Below are 17,405 nucleotides of genomic sequence, written 5' to 3' on the forward strand. Positions count from 1 at the left end.
TAAACTACTGGCTATAGCAATGTTTAAAAACATACTTAATTGGGAAGAATAGATACAGGGGAGAAAATTAGAGGTAGGTTGATGAAAGTAAGTTTTGCTGGATTTAGCTTCATTGGCGCAATTTTCATATCTGTCATTTACAACATGAGTGTTCAAGCTCAGGTTAGTCCCGATAACACTCTCGGAACTACTGTTAAAGGTATTGATAATTACACAATTACTAATGGCACTCGTGTTGGCAATAATTTATTTCATAGCTTCAGCCAATTCTCTATTCCCAGCAACGGTTCTGTATTATTCGACAATGCTACTGATATTCAAAATATTTTTAGTCGGGTAACTGGTGGTGATATTTCTCATATTAGAGGTGAAATTAGTGCTAAGGGTACTGCTAATTTATTTTTACTTAACCCAGCCGGGGTGATTTTTGATGCCAAGGCCAGCTTAAAAATTGGTGGTTCATTTTTTGGCACAACTGCTAATAGCATCAAATTTGCTGATGGTGCTGAGTTTAGTGCTGTGAATCCCAACGCCAACACATTGTTGACGATGAGTGTGCCAATTGGCTTGCAAATGGGTAGTAATCCTGGCTCAATTAACGTTTATGGGTCAAAATTAGCGATTCCGGCAAAAAATACATTTGCACTGGTGGGGAACAACTTAACTTTTGATCAGAGTAGCATTACTGCTCGCGATGGCAGGGTGGAATTAGCAAGTGTCACAGCAAACAATCTCGTAGGACTGTCAACAAACACTAATGGATTTAGCTTAAATTTGAATGGTGTGAATCAGTTCCAAAATATCAACTTTAGTAATGCAGCTAGAGTTGATACAAGTGGAAACCAAGGTGGTGCGATCGCTCTCCAGGGACAGAAAATTACTCTGTCTGGCTCTTCAAGTATCACGTCCCACACTTTAGGCACAAGCTCAGGGCAAGGTATTCTCATCAAAGCTTCCGAATCCCTAGAATTAATCGGTCAGCCAGCCCTCTCGAACACCACAATTGCAGCTTACTCCCAACCAACAGCTAGGGGAAGGGGCGGTGATGTGACCATTGAAACACCCCTTCTCAATGTTTTGAATGGCGCGCAAATTAACACCCGTGCTTATGGAATAGGTGATTCGGGCAATATTACAGTCAAGAGTACAGTTGTCAACGTGATTGGGGAAGCCATCTATACACCGACAAAACAGCGATTTAGTGTGAGTACCTTAGCGGCAAATACAATGAATGGTTCGCAAGGTCGGGGGGGTGATGTCGTCATTGATGCCGCACAAGTCAACATTCGAGACGGGGCTGAATTGCGTGCTACCGCTAGAGGTACTGGTGATGGTGGCAATATTATCGTCACAGCCAATAACTTGAGTATCACAGGTGAGACTGCTACAGGTGAACCTGCATTTTTGACAGGGATGAGTACCAGCATCCGTGAATATGCCACAGGTAGGGGTGGAGATATCATTCTCAATGTTGGTAAATTAGAGGTTTTAAATGGCCCTGGTATTCGTACAGGTACGTATGGTGAAGGGACATCGGGTGACATTATTGTGAATGCTGATGAAGTAACCGTGGGTGGTAGTTCTTCAACTGGTGTGTCTAGCAGATTTTTTGCCTCAACCAATGGTAACTACGATTTTGCGACTGAACAACTGATTAGTCTGGGTAAGGGACAAGGCGGCAACATTACGTTTAATGTTGGTAAGCTTAATTTACTTGATGGAGGCAGAATTTCCACCTCAACTGAAACCTACGGTCAAGCCGGAAATATTACCATTCAAGCTAATTCCATTAATATTGCAGGTGTCAGTCAACTGCCGAGTGGTCAACTGCTTTACTCGCTGGATGCTACTGGCCCTAGTGGGTTATATGCTTCTTCTACAGGCCCTGGTATTGCGGGTTCCGTAAATCTGACCACAGAGAAATTGAGTCTTGGCGATCGCGGCGAAATTGTAGTGAGTGGCAAAGGTACAGGAGATGCTGGTAATATGCTCATCCGGGCTAATTATCTGAATTTGGATCAAGCCAGCAAACTGCGTTCTGAAGCCAATACAGGAGAAGGCGGTAATATTGACCTACAAGTCCGTGATGTCTTACTGATGCGTAATGGCAGTTACATCAGTGCAGAAGCAGGTGGTAATGGGGGTAATATTAAAATTAACGCTCCTAATATTGTCGGTTTAGAAAACAGCGACATTATTGCTAATGCAGTGCAAGGAAGGGGTGGCAATATTCAGATTACAACTCAGGGAATCGTCGGTTTGCAATATCGCAATCTGTTGAATCCTAGAGAAGTTGTCACAAATGACATTACCGCTAGCTCTCAGTTTAACGTCAATGGCACTGTGCAAATTCATCATACTGGTGTTGACCCGAACTTTGGTGTAATAAAATTACCAGAAAATTTCACCGACCCATCCCAAAAAATCACTAGTGGTTGTGCTGCTAGCACTGATAGTAGTTTTGTGGCCATAGGAAGGGGTGGTATCCCTAAAAATCCTAGTGAGGATATTAGGAGCGATCGCACTTGGTCTGATATGCGTGATATCTCTCCATTCCGCACCAGACAACAAGTACAAGCTCAAATTTCCAAATCAGCAGCAGTGCTGGTGCAAGCTACATCTTGGCATCGTAATCACCAAGGCAAAATTGAATTAATTGCCGATCAATCTTCGATGAATGTGCCACCATCATTAACTTGTGCGGAAGTCTCGCAGACAAGCTTGCACTCACACTAAAGCGGTTGGCGTTGCTGATTAGTGGGATGATTGTTGACCAAAAGAGTGCTGTTAGAGGAAGCGCGGCGTTTAGCCGGTGCTAAGTGCTGAGTAAAAAGTAAGATTAATTGCACAGGCTGAACGCTAGCACATAGGTCACAAGCCTCTAGATTTATCCGTGAGGTATTTAATTTTGAATTCGGAGCTTATACCAATTCTCCAAAATTAAGCAACAGATGCAAAGCTTGAAACCCAGGTGGTATCTGACTTTCTTAATTGCGTTAGCGTAGCGGGACTTTAGTCCATTGCGAATTGCGAATTGCGAATTGCGAATTGGTATTATTCCCACTCATCAAGTTCATGATTGGTATTACGCAACAACGAGGTGATTTGAGTACGATGGGTTTCAAAGTTAGCGGCGATGGAAATCAAAGCAATACCGACTAGTAAACCGACAACCCATTTTAAGAAGGGATAACGCAAGCTAAATATTACTAGTTGATAAATACTGGTGAATAAGAAGCTAATTGTCCCAACGTAAAGGAATGCCCGTATCCGCAAAGCTAACCCCACAAAGATGAAAGCTAGTGCAGAAGCTCCTGCTATTAGGGGTGTGTGTTGATAAAATACGATCGCCCAACCACAAATTACACCACTACCAATGACTCTGAAGGTGTGACGGGCGAGTTTATTTTCTGGTTGTCGCAGTGCAGGATCAAATTGAGCGAGATACAGCAGTGATAAACCAATCACTGTCACATACCATAGGGAATCATACAGGCGTAAACTATGTAACCACGAAAATAACGCCCAGTCTATCAACACCACACTAATGTATGTAAAGCGGATATTTTCCCTGAGCTTGGCAAGTAAAAGATAATACCCAGCCGCTATCACTAAGGTAATGGGGTAAACTGCCAGCCTAGTTTCCGTGAGAATCACTAAGGGGAAAATATAAGCAGCTAACCGCCAAGGTTTTTGATTCCAGCCCCAACGTTCCCAGGGCAGCAGGTATAAAAAGTAGGCAAATACGCAGGCGATCGCCCCATTCCACGGTACTAGGGGGCCGGTTAACCACTGTCCGACGGCGGTTTCTCGCCAATAAACTCTCATCCCTGCCACTAAGAGAAAGCCCAGGTAAACCCACAAGTCGGTGACAGGAATACGACCAAATACGGGGGGTTGATTAGCATTAGCGGTTTGTTTCCCTTGTAATATGGCGTAGGCAATTAAAAATGCCCCTGTTCCTAAACCCACCAGTCGGTTAACGACAATCGGTTGGGAAATTGCAGCCATGAGTAAGCAACTACTCCAAACCCAATGTAAATGGGCAATTCCTTGGAGTTCCCGCCGACTGAGGCGCAACCACGTTACTAACCACGGAGTCAAAACCCGATAGAGGGACATGATTCCAGTTCCCAGGGTAGCCATTGCAATTAAACCATCGCCCAAGCCACCGCCGGAGGCTTGTAACATTTGGTAGAACAGCAATTCATAGGCGGAAACAGAAATTCCAATCATCCCCAAATACAGCAGGGGTTTTAACTCGCGGTTGCGTCGTCCGACACCGACGAAAATCAACGCCACACCTAAAGAACACAACCCAGACCAATTAGTAAAGACATTTACCCTCAGCAGGACACTAAATACACCATAAATGACTGGTAAAACGTGGAAACTGCTGGGAAGTGTGGTCAGTTGATGTTTACGCCGCCACCATTCGCCGAAAAGTTGGGAGAATAAACCCAAGGCAATGTTAGCAATGGCAACCCGAATGATCGAGTCTCCGCCGAAGCTTAACACCTGGGTAACTAATAATTCTACACACCAACCAATCCCATAAAATGCCCAGTTTGTCGGTTGTCGCCAACTGTGATAAATAATGGCGACTAAGGTGATGGCTGTCGCGACTAAATACCAATATCCAGGGGTGAAACCTACATAAATAGAGGATGAGTAGAGAGTCAGGAATAATAACTCTACAGTACACAATGCGATCGCCCATTGATCACAAGCGGCAGCATAAATCCTCGCTAATTCATCTTCTCTTCGAGAAATGATTGTACGTCCTAACCATAAGCTTAAAATAGCGATCGCACATACAATCAACCATCCTGGTCTAGCTAGGCGCGGGATACCGGGAATCCCTTCCCACAGTAACGCTGCGATGAAGCTTAAACCAAAACCAATATTAATAACGGCAAATATTTGCTGGCGTAGATGGTGGGTGTTGACATACATCACACCAGTTCCCACCGCTAAACCAATTAATTGTATTCCTGGTAGGGGTAGGGTGAGTAGCTGTGCCACAAATATAGTAATAACCGCCGATAAGCTATTTGTAGTGCGGTTTTGAGTTGTGCGACTGGCTAAAACTGTGAGGGCGATGGGTGTAGTTAACCAAATTACTCCCCAATAGTCTTGAGACTGAAAATTTGGGGTGCTATCTGTGCCGAATATCAGCCATTGCAGTAGTAGGGAAGGTATACCTTCTAAGGCTTCTATGACTAGTTGAGCATTTGTCCACAACATCAAGAAACTTACCGCCGCCAGGAAAAATCCCATGTGCCATGCGCTTTGTCGCCAGATGTTTTGACCTAACCCCCTAACCCCCTTCCCTGTGAGGGAAGGGGGAATAGTCGCTGGTTCTGTATTAAGCAGACAAAATCCCCACTCTCCCAGCATCAGTATTAATAAAATACTTGCCCATAGATGCAATGCTAAATTCGGTAGTAGCCAATTAATGAATGAACAGAATGTCAGCATTCCCATTGAGTGTGTCAGATACACCAAGGGGACAGGAACAGGAGAACGCCGCTTGCTAACTACTGCTAGAGTGATGGTAGAACACAGGAAATTGAGCGATCGCAAGGTAGGATTAACGGTAGCGATCGCAGTTAAACAAGCCCCGAATACCAGGCTGAGGAATTCGCTAAATTTGGCTAAATCGCGCTTTTGGGCTGTGTGTAAAGTCTCTGTCACTACCACCATGAACAGGAGGTAGGGAAATAACACCACACTCAATAAAGCCCAAGGTTCATTTTGTGATTGGGTAAGTTGTGTTCCCACGGTGATAGCCAACTGCTGTAACCCAGAGGGAACTAACCGCCAACCCAACCAAATCGCCTGTAAACCAATAACGAATAGTAAAAATAAATCAATCTGTAAACTGTATCTGTACAGTCGGACTGTCACCACCCACAAAGCCAGTCCACTCACCGCTATAGCTTGGGCTGGATGATTAAATACCGCCACCAACCAGCCCAAAAATACTAAAATTTCCCCAATTCTTGCCCAAATAACATCTATCTTGATTACAGGCGCGTGATTTTCCCCCTGTGGCGTTGCTGGGCTGCTGCGCTGCTGTGCTAACCAAGTCCCTAACCAACCACAAATCCCAATTGCTAAACCTAATTGGGTGACATCCACCCTAGCAACAAATATGCCTCGTGTTAACAGGAGTAATAAAGCATAAATAATGACAGTTGCATATAAATTAATTCCTAATCCTGATGCTTCTGGGCGTGTAGGTTGCTGGCGACGATGCTGATACAACGTCAAGATAGTTGTACCTACCATTGCCACATAAATTGCAGTCAGGGGAAATAATGGTAATTTCCAACCCCAATGCAGATAAATTAATCCCAGAATATTGATGATAGATAGATTGCTTCTGGGTTGATTTATTAAAAATGTGCGATTTTTACAAAGCAGAACCGTAATTACCGTTAAGATAGGAGCAGCGATCGCCACTGTCAACCAATCTAGAGGATTACGCCACAAACCAAAGCTATCCATCGCCCAAAAATTGACCGGCACTAACAACAGAGTCACAATCAGCAAAGTCTGTGCTGTCAATCTCAGGTTATTTTGTTTACCAGCCCAAAAACTTAAACCCCAAAAACTCAAAGTATAAGCAAATAAAACTCCATACTGTCCAGAAGCGGGAAATCTCTCCCACTGGCTAGCCGCTAAGACTCCAGAAGAGAGGACAACTAAAAACACACCCAAAAACAGCAGCCACCGCACACTTAACTCTGCGCCCAAGGATTGCAACATTTGGTTAACCACACTGGGACGTGCTGGTGGTTTTGGTGGTTTTGGTTCTTCTGGAAGATAAGCAATTAATGGTCTTTCTAGTCTCGTTGTGGATACTGGGACTTGCTGTGGTTCAGGTTCAACTACAGACTGGAAGTTAACCTGACAAGAAAGATATTCCCGACAAATTTGTTTGACTTGGGTATCGGAGATTAAACCCAAACGCAACCACATATCCAAACCCGTCAGTAGTTCGGGGTGGTTAGAGGAGATTTTTAAGCCGATTTTTTGAGGTGGACTCTCACGCATGGGGTGATATAAGCCGTAGGTAGCACAGTATATACCTCAATCATCACGGGATTCAGGTATAGTTACGCGATCGCTATGACAGTTATTTTACTGACTAAAGTAGTGCTGTTAGCGGTAGCGCGGCGTTTAGTCGGTACTGTTAGCGGAAGTGGGGCGTTTAGCTTTGAGCATTGGTTATTTGCAGATTCATCCCAATAATTATTAAATTATTTGTGTGATACTTGGCATAGCTTCCAGGTATAGATTATCGTTTTTGGTTGCTATATATAAGCAAGTTAAAATATTAAAATAAATGAATATATGAGTGAAATAATAGTCAAAGCAATTGCATCTAACATCTTTCCCCACGGAGATTATGTTTCACCTGGATTAGCGACAGTTAAGCCAGATTCGTGTTTTCCTCATATGATTTTAGGCAATCGATATGATTCTTCTTGGTTTTACTTACGCCGAAATATTTCTCATAATTTTTATGTGGATAAACGACGGACTGGTGTAGGCTTTGTGAGTCGAGATGAAGCAAATATTCTCTACAACACTGCTTTAAAATTTCAGGGTAAAAAAGCTTTAGAGATAGGGTGTTGGATGGGTTGGTCGGCTTGTCATTTGGCTTTAGGGGGAGTTGAGTTAGATGTAATTGACCCGATGCTATCTCAAGAGTTATTCTCTGAAAGTGTGACAGATTCACTCCAGCGAGCAGGTGTAAAAGAATTAGTGAATCTCATACCAGGTTATAGCCCCCAAAAAGTGGAAGAGATAGCTAATAAATTGCAACGTAAATGGTCATTAATATTTATAGACGGTCATCATGAAGCACCCGCCCCCCTGAATGATGCCATGATCTGTGAACAATTTGCAGAACCAGACGCGTTAATTTTATTTCATGATTTAGCATCTCCTGATGTGGGCGCAGGCTTGGATTATTTGCGAAATCAAGGCTGGAACACAATGGTTTATCAAACTATGCAAATTATGGGCGTTGCATGGCGAGGAAATGTTGAGCCTGTTATCCATCAGCCAGATCCGACAATTAATTGGCAATTACCACCGCATTTACATGATTATCTTGTCAGTGGTGTAACTCCAACCATAGCTATAGATAGATTTTCAGCAATGCTTAAAGCCATTCAACCCTATACTTTTCTAAGTAAAGCACAGCTATTTTCACTTTACAGTCAAGTGCAACAAGGGTATGATTATTTGTTCTGGCTACCCAAGATTTTCAGACAGGCGATCGCAAATCAAAAACAGCAAAAGTCACAAGTTAAAATTTCCCCAAACTAACTTACCTCCTGCTTAATAATTCCACATCAAACTACACAAACAATCTTGCTAAATTAAGAAAATATTTATGATTGATATTTAATTTTGACAAAACTTCTGACCAATGCTTATCACCTGTTCCTCCGCTCAGACTTCTCTGTGTCTCTCGTTCCCTCTATCAACTAGTATTTCAGGAATAAAATTTTTTATGATGTAATATTACGATGAATCAACTAAAGTATTGACAAAATTCACCTAAGAGATAAAGTATATGTTGGCAAGCAAAATCACAACTTTTTGCCAGCATCAAATAGCATGAAACACGAAGTGTATTATTTAATGTATTACCAGTGATGATCTACAAATTTTGATTTGTTGCACCTGTAGTCAGAAACTTATTAGTGATGGTGTCTACGCCTTTTGTAAATAGTCATAAGGTGGTTTATAAGTAAGCAACTGGTAAGTTTTTGTGTTAAATGATAGTAAGTTGAATGGATTCTTTTAGTCAGAAAAATTATGTTGTTATCTCTGGTTGTATACATTCTGTTGTCTGAGATTATCTTTTCCTTTGCTGAACATCAAACGCACCAAAATTTCATGCACAAAAAGGTTTTACCTGAATGGTTTTATAAGAAGTATCCCAACGTATTTAAAGAAGTTTATGAAGGTCATGCCATCAGACATCATGGTATTTGGTATCGTCAATTTGACTTTGAGCCTCATCCTGAAGGTAGTGATGACAATATTAGATTTCGGGCTGTGGAAATTATCACCGCTTTAGTTCTTTTCTTGCCCGTAGATTTACTATTTTGGATGATTTCACCTTTAGCTGGTGTGACGTTCGTTGTCGTGTTATTAATTCATGCCTTCACTTGGAATACAATCCACACTCAAATGCACCAGCCAAAAGCCACCTTTTTTGCTGATTGGGGTGTTTTTAGATGGCTAGCCGTTCATCATTATTTACATCATCAATTTACTAATAAAAATTACAATATCGTATTTCCTTTAGCCGACTATATTTTGGGAACAAAAATAAAACCCAGAATGAGAGATTTAAGGGAACTACTGCGTTTAGGCTACTTGAAACCCAGAACATCCAGAACAGAAATGAGACTAAAGAAATGGCGTAATCAAGTCGCACTACAACGTCAGACTGTATTAATTCAAGATTTTGAACCAGCGTTAAAATAATTCGTAATTAAACCCAAAAATCACGAATGACTTTAGCGTAGCGATGCTTACCCCATTGGAAAAGCAAGCTACACCTTCTTCTCTCCGAAACGTTGCACCTCTCGGAGAGAAGTTTATTTTTATAGAAGTTTCTAATGAGTAATGAGTGTTGAGTGCTGAGTGCTGTTAGCGGTAGCGCGGCGTTTAGCCGGTGCTGAGTAATGAGTAATGAGTAATGACTAATGACTAATGACTAATGACTAATGAGTAATGAGTAATGACTAATGAGTAATGACTAATGACTATTGACTAATGACTAATGAGTAATGACTAATGAGTAATGACTAATGACTAATGACTAATGACTATTGACTAATGACTATTGACTAATGACTATTGACTAATAACCAATTCCTTCTGCTGTTGATAGCGTTGTTTAAATAGTTGTTGCTGCTTTTTATGGTCTACAATCGGGTCAGGATAGCCTACAGCACGACGTTCTAAAGGTGTAATTTTCCCTGTCACCAAATATTCTGTATCTAAAGACCGCAATTCTGGCAACCACAAACGGATATACTCAGCATCAGCATCGAACTTTTGTGCTTGACTGGCTGGGTTAAAAATTCGCACTGGTTTAGGATCCATTCCACTCGAAGCACTCCATTGCCAACCACCATTATTCGCAGATAAATCGCCGTCAATTAGCTTCTGCATAAAGTATTTTTCTCCCCACTGGGGATTAATTAGTAAGTCTTTGGTGAGGAAACTGGCAACTATCATCCGACAACGGTTGTGCATCCAACCTAGTTCATTTAATTGGCGCATGGCTGCATCTACGATGGGATAGCCAGTTTTTCCTTCACACCAAGCTTGAAAAAGTTCCTCGTTATTCTCCCAAGGGAAGTTTTTAAACGTGTCACGGTAAGCACCATCAGCTAATTCGGGGAAGTGATACATAGCGTGTTGATAAAATTCCCGCCAAGCTAGTTCTTGTTGCCAAGTACGGATACTGGTACTGGCTTCTTCACTGGTGTAATTTTCTAATGCTGCTGTTGTGGCTTGCCAAACTGTGCGGATACCAATGACACCAAATTTTAAAGCAGCACTGAGTTGTGATGTTCCGTCAACGCCGGGAAAGTTACGCTGTTCTTGATATTCTGTGATGGCTTTGGCGGTAAATTCCTCTAGTTTGTCTTGTGCTGCTGCTTCCCCTGGGGGAATTACCAAATCTGTATCCCAAATAAATCCTAAGTCTTTGGCTGTGGGTAAGGTTGTAACTCCGGCTTGTGTCGCCAGTTCTTGTTCTGCTGGTGTTAAACCTGTAGCATTTTCTAGGGTTGGGACTGGTTTAGCCTTGGGTTTAGTAATCCAATTTTTCCAAAAGGGAGTGTAGACAGTGTAAGGTGCATTGCTACCTGAGAAAATTTCCTCTGGGGAATGGAGAATTTGATCCCAGTTGGGGGTAAGAAATTCTATACCCTTGGCTTTTAAGGTTTCTATGATAGCGCGATCGCGTACCTGAGAATATGGTTCTACATCCCAATTCCAAAACACCGCTTTAGCTTGCAATGTCTCTGCTAAATGGGGTATCGCTTGTACAGGATCACCACGCAAAATTAATAACTGACTTCCCGCTTGTAAGTATCGCTGTTGTAATGCTTGCAAACAGCCAATCATGTAAGTTACTCTTGCTGGTGCAACATCATCTCGTTCGAGAATATTAGGATCTAGGCAAAATACACCCACTACCTTAGCAGTTTGTTCCCTGGTCAAAGCTAATCCGGTATTATCTGCAATGCGTAAATCACGGCGATGCCAAAATAAAATTAAGTCAGACATTTGAGCAGTTTATATAGTTCACTCGTACTAGCTTAAACCCTAGTAGGAGCATTTAACTATTAGGCAATTTCATATCTTTGTCAATTAGCAAAATTGATATTTTCTGGCACCAAATACAACTCCAGTAAATCTATCGGTAATAGTGGCTTGTTGTATCAAAGTCAGGTATACTTTTGATTAATAGAGAATTAAATTTTTCATCATGGCAGCATTGTTACTGGCAGACGGCACGATAGAAAGCGATATACAAGAAATAGTTCGTGAACTTGCACCTATTGGTATTTATCTCAAACATTACGACCCAGGAACAGCGTTGCTATTTCCCCACCTCTTACAACAAGAGGTGTTGACAGATGAAGAAAAGCGTCATGTTGTAGATTTGCACAATAGTGTGTTTGAATTCCTGCAACAAGAAAACGGTTATCTGTGGTGCGATTTGTTAAATGTGCATCCAGGATCACCAAGTCTGCAAACTTTGTTTGCTACCTACAGTCAATATCATACTCACACCGCACCTGAAGCTTTGTATGTCCTGGCTGGGGAAATGATTTTTGGTTTTGTGAAGCCTGATGGTAGTCAGATACAGCTTTTAGTAGAGTCTCAAGATTACTTAAGTATTCCGTCGGGTGTAGAACATTGGTGTAGTCCCACGGCGTTGTTACAGTTCAAAGCAGTACGCTACTTTAGTGCGGCAGATGGTTGGCTGCCTAATTATACAGGTACTCGCTTGGGTGATTCTTGGTATCAAGGCTAGAGGTAAAAGGCAAAAGGCATCATTGTAGAATGCTTGTTTTGTTGTTTCATCACCTATTCAAGATAGGGGTTTAATTGACGGCTTTTGTAGAGTGCCGTTAGTACAGATGATATCGTCTGCATTGTTGTTCGCCTTCATTAACTAGCTCTCATGTGAGCTAATTTATCATTCCTGTTATCCATTGATGAGCAGGTAACTTGATTTTGAGATAGAATGTCCCCTTGTGGTTGGATTCAGACACAGGATGTAGAGTCAGAAATGAGTAAAAAAAAATTACCTTCGCTAATGGCTTAGAATGCTACTACAGCAGCAGCATTGAAGAAACTGAATATATTTATTCTGAGATATTTGCAGAAAAACAGTACGACAAAAACGGTATTGTCATTAATGAAGGTGATTGTATATTTGATGTAGGCGCAAATATTGGTTTATTTACAATATTTGCTAGTCAAATGCAAAAGAATGTACAAATTTATGCCTTTGAACCTATCGGGGCAACTTTTGCGGTACTAGAAGAGAATATTCGGTTACACTCTCTAGAGAATGTGCGTTTATTTAATTGTGGTTTGAGTTCCGAAAATAATTTAGAGAAAATATTTACTTTTTATCCCAATATGGCAGGGAACTCAACCACTAAACCAAATGACATCATAGCTGATGCAGATGAGATAAAATCTCAGCCTGATGCAGAAGAAATCACTGATTTATTTGCAGATTTTTTTGTGGAACAAACCCAAGTTAAGTGTCCAGTGAGAACCCTTTCATCTTTAATTGATGAATTAGGAATTGACACTATAGACTTACTAAAAATTGATGTAGAAGGTGAAGAATACGAAGTTTTACAAGGGATAGAAGATAAAGATTGGCCAAAAATTAAACAGATTGTCGGCGAATTTCACGATAAAAAAGGCAGACTAGAAAAAGTTAAAACAATTTTGACTCATCAAGGTTTTAATATCATTTTAGAAAAAAGGGAATTACTACCATCTAGTTTTGTGGATACATACACTTTATATGCTATTCGCCAAGTATAGTTAGTGTGAATTTTGGATTACGCAAAATTATTGAATGTGCAATCCAAGATTCCCAAATCAGCATCAAGGGTGGCGTATATTCCGACGGGAAGAACGGCATTTTCTTCACCATGACCAAAAGGTAAGTCGGAAACGATAGGAATATTTAAGTCAGCCAGGCGATCGCGCAATACTTCTTCTACACTAAAACTAGGCACATTCGCAGGGGGTTCACATTTGGTAAAGCTGCCTAAAGCGATACCTTTGACTTTAGTGAACACACCACTTAAACGCCACTGGGTCAGCATTCTGTCAATGCGGTATGGTGCTTCGGTGACATCTTCTAAGGCTAAAATGACACCATCAAAGTCTGGTTGCAGGGGTGTGTGTAAAAGATGGGTAGCCACGGTTAAATTTCCTGGTAGTAATAAGCCACTGACTACACCACCACCCCAACCGCAACCCTTAAGAGGTGCAACAGGTCGCCCTTCCACCCAATTAAATAACCGTTCAACTGACCAAGACGGTTCATTAGCTAAGGTTGTCAGTACAGCACCGTGTAACCCAGATATACCTGCGTTGTAAAGACTCCACAACAAAGCTGTAATATCAGAAAAACCAATTAGCCATTTGGGAGTCAATAAATTAGTTTCCCAAGACCAATTTTCTAAGATGCGGGTACTACCAAAACCACCCCTAGCGCAGAGAATACCGCGACATTCCGGGTCATGCCAAGCCTCTGCTAATTGATGACGGCGATTTTCATCTTTATGGGCAAGATACCCCCAATTATAGTTAAGATGATCGCACACTTCGACACGATAACCACGCGATCGCCAAATTTCTATACTTGCTTGTAAAGCATCAAATTCCCGCAATGCGCCACTAGGGGTAATAACTTTGAGTAAATCTCCAGGTTTGAGAGGCGCAGGTAATATTCTAGATTTCATCAATCATTATTTCAGAAGTCAAAATATTAGAATACTCTACACTACGGGAAATTACGTGAAGAATTTTAGGGATTGGGCATGGGATTTTTCCTCACCCTACTCCCTTAAACCCTTACACCTCTCAACTCCTAATTCAACATTAAATCTAAGTTGGTTTGAGCTTGTTTTAATGCTGCTTCTGGGGATGCACCCATCATCGTGGCTTCGATGGCGCGACCTATACTATTGGAAAGACGGCTGTATTGCGGAATTACTGGACGAGAACCAGATACAGACATTTGGTCAAGAAACACCTTCATCACTGGTTTATTCTTCAGGTATTCTTGATAGGTCGGGCTTTGGGCTGATTTGATGTTGACTGGTAAAAAACCGGAACCAATACTCCATTCGGTTTGAAATGGTTCACTGATGACGTATTCTAAGAACTTCCAAGCGGCTTGTTCTCGTTCGGTGGTGGTCTTCATGATGAACATATTGCCACTAGCAAGTACAGTTGCAGGGTGTATATTCGTGGGGATAGGCATAACATCAAAATCGACTTGACTTTTCATGATGAATGTCCAAGGCCCTGTTAGCTGCATTGCTACACGCCCAGCAATAAAATCATCTTCTTCATATCCCCGTTCTGGTGCAGAGAATTTAGTGGAACCGTCTTTAATCAAATTTTGCCAAAATTGTAAGGCAGCGATCGCACTGTCATTCACCAAATTAGCGCGGTTATCTTTTACTAGTGTGCCATCACTGCTAAACAGAAACGGAAACCAAATAGAAACCGTCCATTCTCCTTTACCTAAAGGCATTAGTAAACCATATTGATCAGGACGTTGATCACCATTGCGGTCTATAGTGAGTTTTTTCGCTACTTCTCGCAATTGCTCCCAAGTTTGCGGTAATTCAGTAATTCCCGCCGCCTTAAATAAATCTGGTCTATAAAACAGCGCAATATTGCCAGCAAACAAAGGAACTGACCAAATGTGACCATCTAACTGCATCTCACCAAAGCAGTTAGGAACAATTTCTGATTTGAGAGGTGATTTGTCTAGCCATTCTTCTAGAGGTCGAATTGCACCTAGTTCCACAAACTGACCTGTAATTTGGGGATAAAAGAATAAAATATCTGGTGCTACATTCCCCGCGACGGCTGTCAAAACCTTGGGTAATTGCTGGTCTAATTGACCTGCATACAGTGACTCTACCTGAATGTCAGGATGGGTTTGGTTAAAACGGTCTACGAGTTTTTGAAACACATCCCTGTTAGCAGGCGGGTTGACAGCGTGCCAAAGGGTAAGATGAATGACATTACTGTTGCTGGGTGGGACTGTTTGACAACCACCGATAGTCAATAAACATAGACTCAATAAAATACTCAAAGCAGCAGAAATAACTTTCATAGTTTAGCTAGCAATTAATCTCAAAAATTCAGCCAAAAGCTAATTAATCTTTCCCCATTCCCCATTCCCTATTCCCCATTCCCCACTTTCAAGATTTTAGTTAACAAATGACTGAAATTTTGCGCCACAATAGGAGCAGCAAATTCTGCCACCTTAGCACGTCCAGCTTGACCCATCGCTGCGGCTTTAGCTGGTGATAATAATAATTCACACAGTTGACTCGCTAAATCTTCTGCATCCAAAGGAGTCGCCAGCAAACCTTGCACACCATGTTCAATTACTTCTGGTGTGGAGGAAGCACGACTAGCAACGATGGGTTTAGCAGTAGCCATTGCTTCAGCAAATACTATACCAAACCCTTCTTGTAGACTGGGTAGACAAAAGACTTGACAGCGAACATATTCCCGCACTAAATCTTCGCGGGATAGGTAGCCCAAAAAGGTCACGTTTGCCTGTAAATCTAATTCTTGAGCCAATTGACGCAAATTTTCCCACTCTGGCCCCTTACTCGCAATTCGCACTTCTACATTGGGGATTTGACGGCGAACTATGGCGGTAGCGCGAATAAGAGTAGCTACATTTTTACGCGGATACTGTACCCCCACACACAACACCGTCGGACGTTCACTGACTAGGTTCTCTGCGGTTTTGCAGATATCCGCCACGGCTGCATCCCATTGCTGTAAATCTATGGGTGGGGGTACAGGATGAATTTGTCCATTATATTTATAAAGTTGAGCGAGTCTATTGACAGAGTATTGGCTAGTTGTCACCACCATCTGGGCGCGATGCACACTCACCCGTTCTGCTTTTGACATTAACTCTAAAGATTGACGCACCAAACCCTGCTCAAATTTAGCCTCGTCGGCGATAATACCGTGAATATAAGCGATAAAAGGCGGTTTCACACGGTGGGCGATGGTGTAACCATCCATATCTAGTCCCACGACGACATCATAGTTATCGAAGCTAGAGGGGTTAAGTTGCCAATTCCACCAGAAACGATGCGCCACATAGCTGAAAGTCCCCTGAGACATCTGTGCTGGAGCAAAAATGTCAACTGTGTGACCTTGCGATCGCAAATTATTCACAAGGTGAATATTACCAACAAAAGTACCACTGCCTAGTTTGACATTCTGGGGCGTGGCTGTAATAAACGCTAGCTTCATCTTGTACCGTGGGCGAATCATCTTGCTGCACTACAAGATTATCTCTCACTAAATGCCTTCTCTACTCCTCTAGGAATCCAATTTAATTTGCAGAAATAAGGATTGATGTCTCCCTCTGCTCTCTTGCTCCCTGCTCCCCTGCTTTTTAATTATGCTGTATCAATCTGTTTTAGAACAGTAAATTTGCAATTTACTACTACCTTTTAGTAACAAACAATTATTATCGACGCTATTGATGTTTATTAAATTATTATAGGTACTATTAGATAATGTTTTGAACAACAAGCATATTGATACAGTGATAAATATCATTAAGCTTGCCTTAATAATTGTATGATGAGCATATCTTGGACAATTATCGATAGATTTTGACTGCATACACACATTTTTAGGCAACCAGAAATGATTATCAAAGTCATAGTAACTCATGGGAACTTATCCATTAACTCAGCAAATCCCAGTCGGGGAGATGGCAAAATTAATAAGAATAGGGAAAGTTAAATCTTTCCCTTAATTGGTGAATAGCTTTTAGCTTATTCAAGTGCCACCCAATATGATTAAAACTCTATATTTAAAATTATCCTTCCTACAAAAGTCACAAATTTATCCATGACTTTAGTCATGATTTTATCTACTCTCAACGAGTATTTTAGAAGCAATATCTTGTGATTTTCACCAGATTTTGTGCCATTAATCCCTCCTGGGAGGGTTAGAGTGTGGCTGACTGCCAGTTAGGGACTTCCAACTTAAAAAGTATACTATCACTGTGTGGTCAGAGGGGCAGGGGTCAG

At 41.6% G+C, this 17,405-nt stretch carries 11 protein-coding genes; 6 read left to right on the forward strand and 5 right to left on the reverse strand.

The annotated features are described in order from the left end of the window. The first annotated feature begins 81 nt into the window (after window positions 1–81). Window positions 82–2,736, forward strand: a complete 2,655-nt coding sequence (locus CLI64_RS04935; protein WP_103136176.1) for an S-layer family protein — start codon at window positions 82–84, stop codon at window positions 2,734–2,736. Between the two features lie 318 nt (window positions 2,737–3,054). Here the strand turns inward: CLI64_RS04935 and CLI64_RS04940 are convergent, their stop codons facing one another. Further along, window positions 3,055–7,062, reverse strand: a complete 4,008-nt coding sequence (locus tag CLI64_RS04940) for a DUF2157 domain-containing protein (protein WP_103136177.1) — start codon at window positions 7,060–7,062, stop codon at window positions 3,055–3,057. Between the two features lie 75 nt (window positions 7,063–7,137). Here CLI64_RS04940 and CLI64_RS31880 point away from each other — a divergent pair, with 75 nt between their 5' ends. The 3 genes from CLI64_RS31880 (at window position 7,138) to CLI64_RS04950 (ending at window position 9,519) form a co-directional block, all read left to right on the forward strand. Continuing rightward, complete coding sequence (locus tag CLI64_RS31880) at window positions 7,138–7,260, forward strand: hypothetical protein (RefSeq protein WP_264082491.1); 123 nt, start codon at window positions 7,138–7,140, stop codon at window positions 7,258–7,260. 102 nt (window positions 7,261–7,362) lie between these two features. Next, complete coding sequence (locus CLI64_RS04945; RefSeq protein WP_103136178.1) at window positions 7,363–8,346, forward strand: class I SAM-dependent methyltransferase; 984 nt, start codon at window positions 7,363–7,365, stop codon at window positions 8,344–8,346. Window positions 8,347–8,841: 495 nt separating this feature from the next. Then, window positions 8,842–9,519, forward strand: coding sequence for a hypothetical protein (locus CLI64_RS04950; RefSeq protein WP_103136179.1), 678 nt, complete (start codon window positions 8,842–8,844; stop codon window positions 9,517–9,519). Between the two features lie 372 nt (window positions 9,520–9,891). Here CLI64_RS04950 and CLI64_RS04955 read toward each other — a convergent pair whose 3' ends face one another. Beyond that, window positions 9,892–11,337, reverse strand: coding sequence for a deoxyribodipyrimidine photo-lyase, 8-HDF type (locus tag CLI64_RS04955; RefSeq protein WP_103136180.1), 1,446 nt, complete (start codon window positions 11,335–11,337; stop codon window positions 9,892–9,894). A gap of 202 nt (window positions 11,338–11,539) precedes the next feature. Here CLI64_RS04955 and CLI64_RS04960 point away from each other — a divergent pair, with 202 nt between their 5' ends. After that, complete coding sequence (locus CLI64_RS04960) at window positions 11,540–12,091, forward strand: cupin domain-containing protein (RefSeq protein ID WP_103136181.1); 552 nt, start codon at window positions 11,540–11,542, stop codon at window positions 12,089–12,091. A 437-nt stretch (window positions 12,092–12,528) separates the two neighbouring features. Continuing rightward, complete coding sequence (locus CLI64_RS04965) at window positions 12,529–13,125, forward strand: FkbM family methyltransferase (RefSeq protein ID WP_264082504.1); 597 nt, start codon at window positions 12,529–12,531, stop codon at window positions 13,123–13,125. Between the two features lie 17 nt (window positions 13,126–13,142). On the opposite strand, the gene CLI64_RS04970 is transcribed toward CLI64_RS04965, so the two are convergent. The 3 genes from CLI64_RS04970 to CLI64_RS04980 all read right to left on the reverse strand — a co-directional run bounded on the left by CLI64_RS04970 (window position 13,143) and on the right by CLI64_RS04980 (window position 16,614). Continuing rightward, a complete protein-coding gene (locus CLI64_RS04970; protein ID WP_103136183.1) occupies window positions 13,143–14,054 on the reverse strand; it encodes an LD-carboxypeptidase in 912 nt (303 codons plus the stop codon). 128 nt (window positions 14,055–14,182) lie between these two features. After that, window positions 14,183–15,445 (reverse strand): ABC transporter substrate-binding protein, encoded by a 1,263-nt coding sequence (locus CLI64_RS04975; protein WP_103136184.1) that lies wholly within the window; start codon window positions 15,443–15,445, stop codon window positions 14,183–14,185. A gap of 68 nt (window positions 15,446–15,513) precedes the next feature. Next, complete coding sequence (locus CLI64_RS04980) at window positions 15,514–16,614, reverse strand: glycosyltransferase family 4 protein (protein ID WP_103136185.1); 1,101 nt, start codon at window positions 16,612–16,614, stop codon at window positions 15,514–15,516. Between the last annotated feature and the right edge of the window lie 791 nt (window positions 16,615–17,405).

It is taken from the genome of Nostoc sp. CENA543, from assembly GCF_002896875.1.
In the GTDB taxonomy this organism is placed as follows: Bacteria; Cyanobacteriota; Cyanobacteriia; order Cyanobacteriales; family Nostocaceae; genus Trichormus.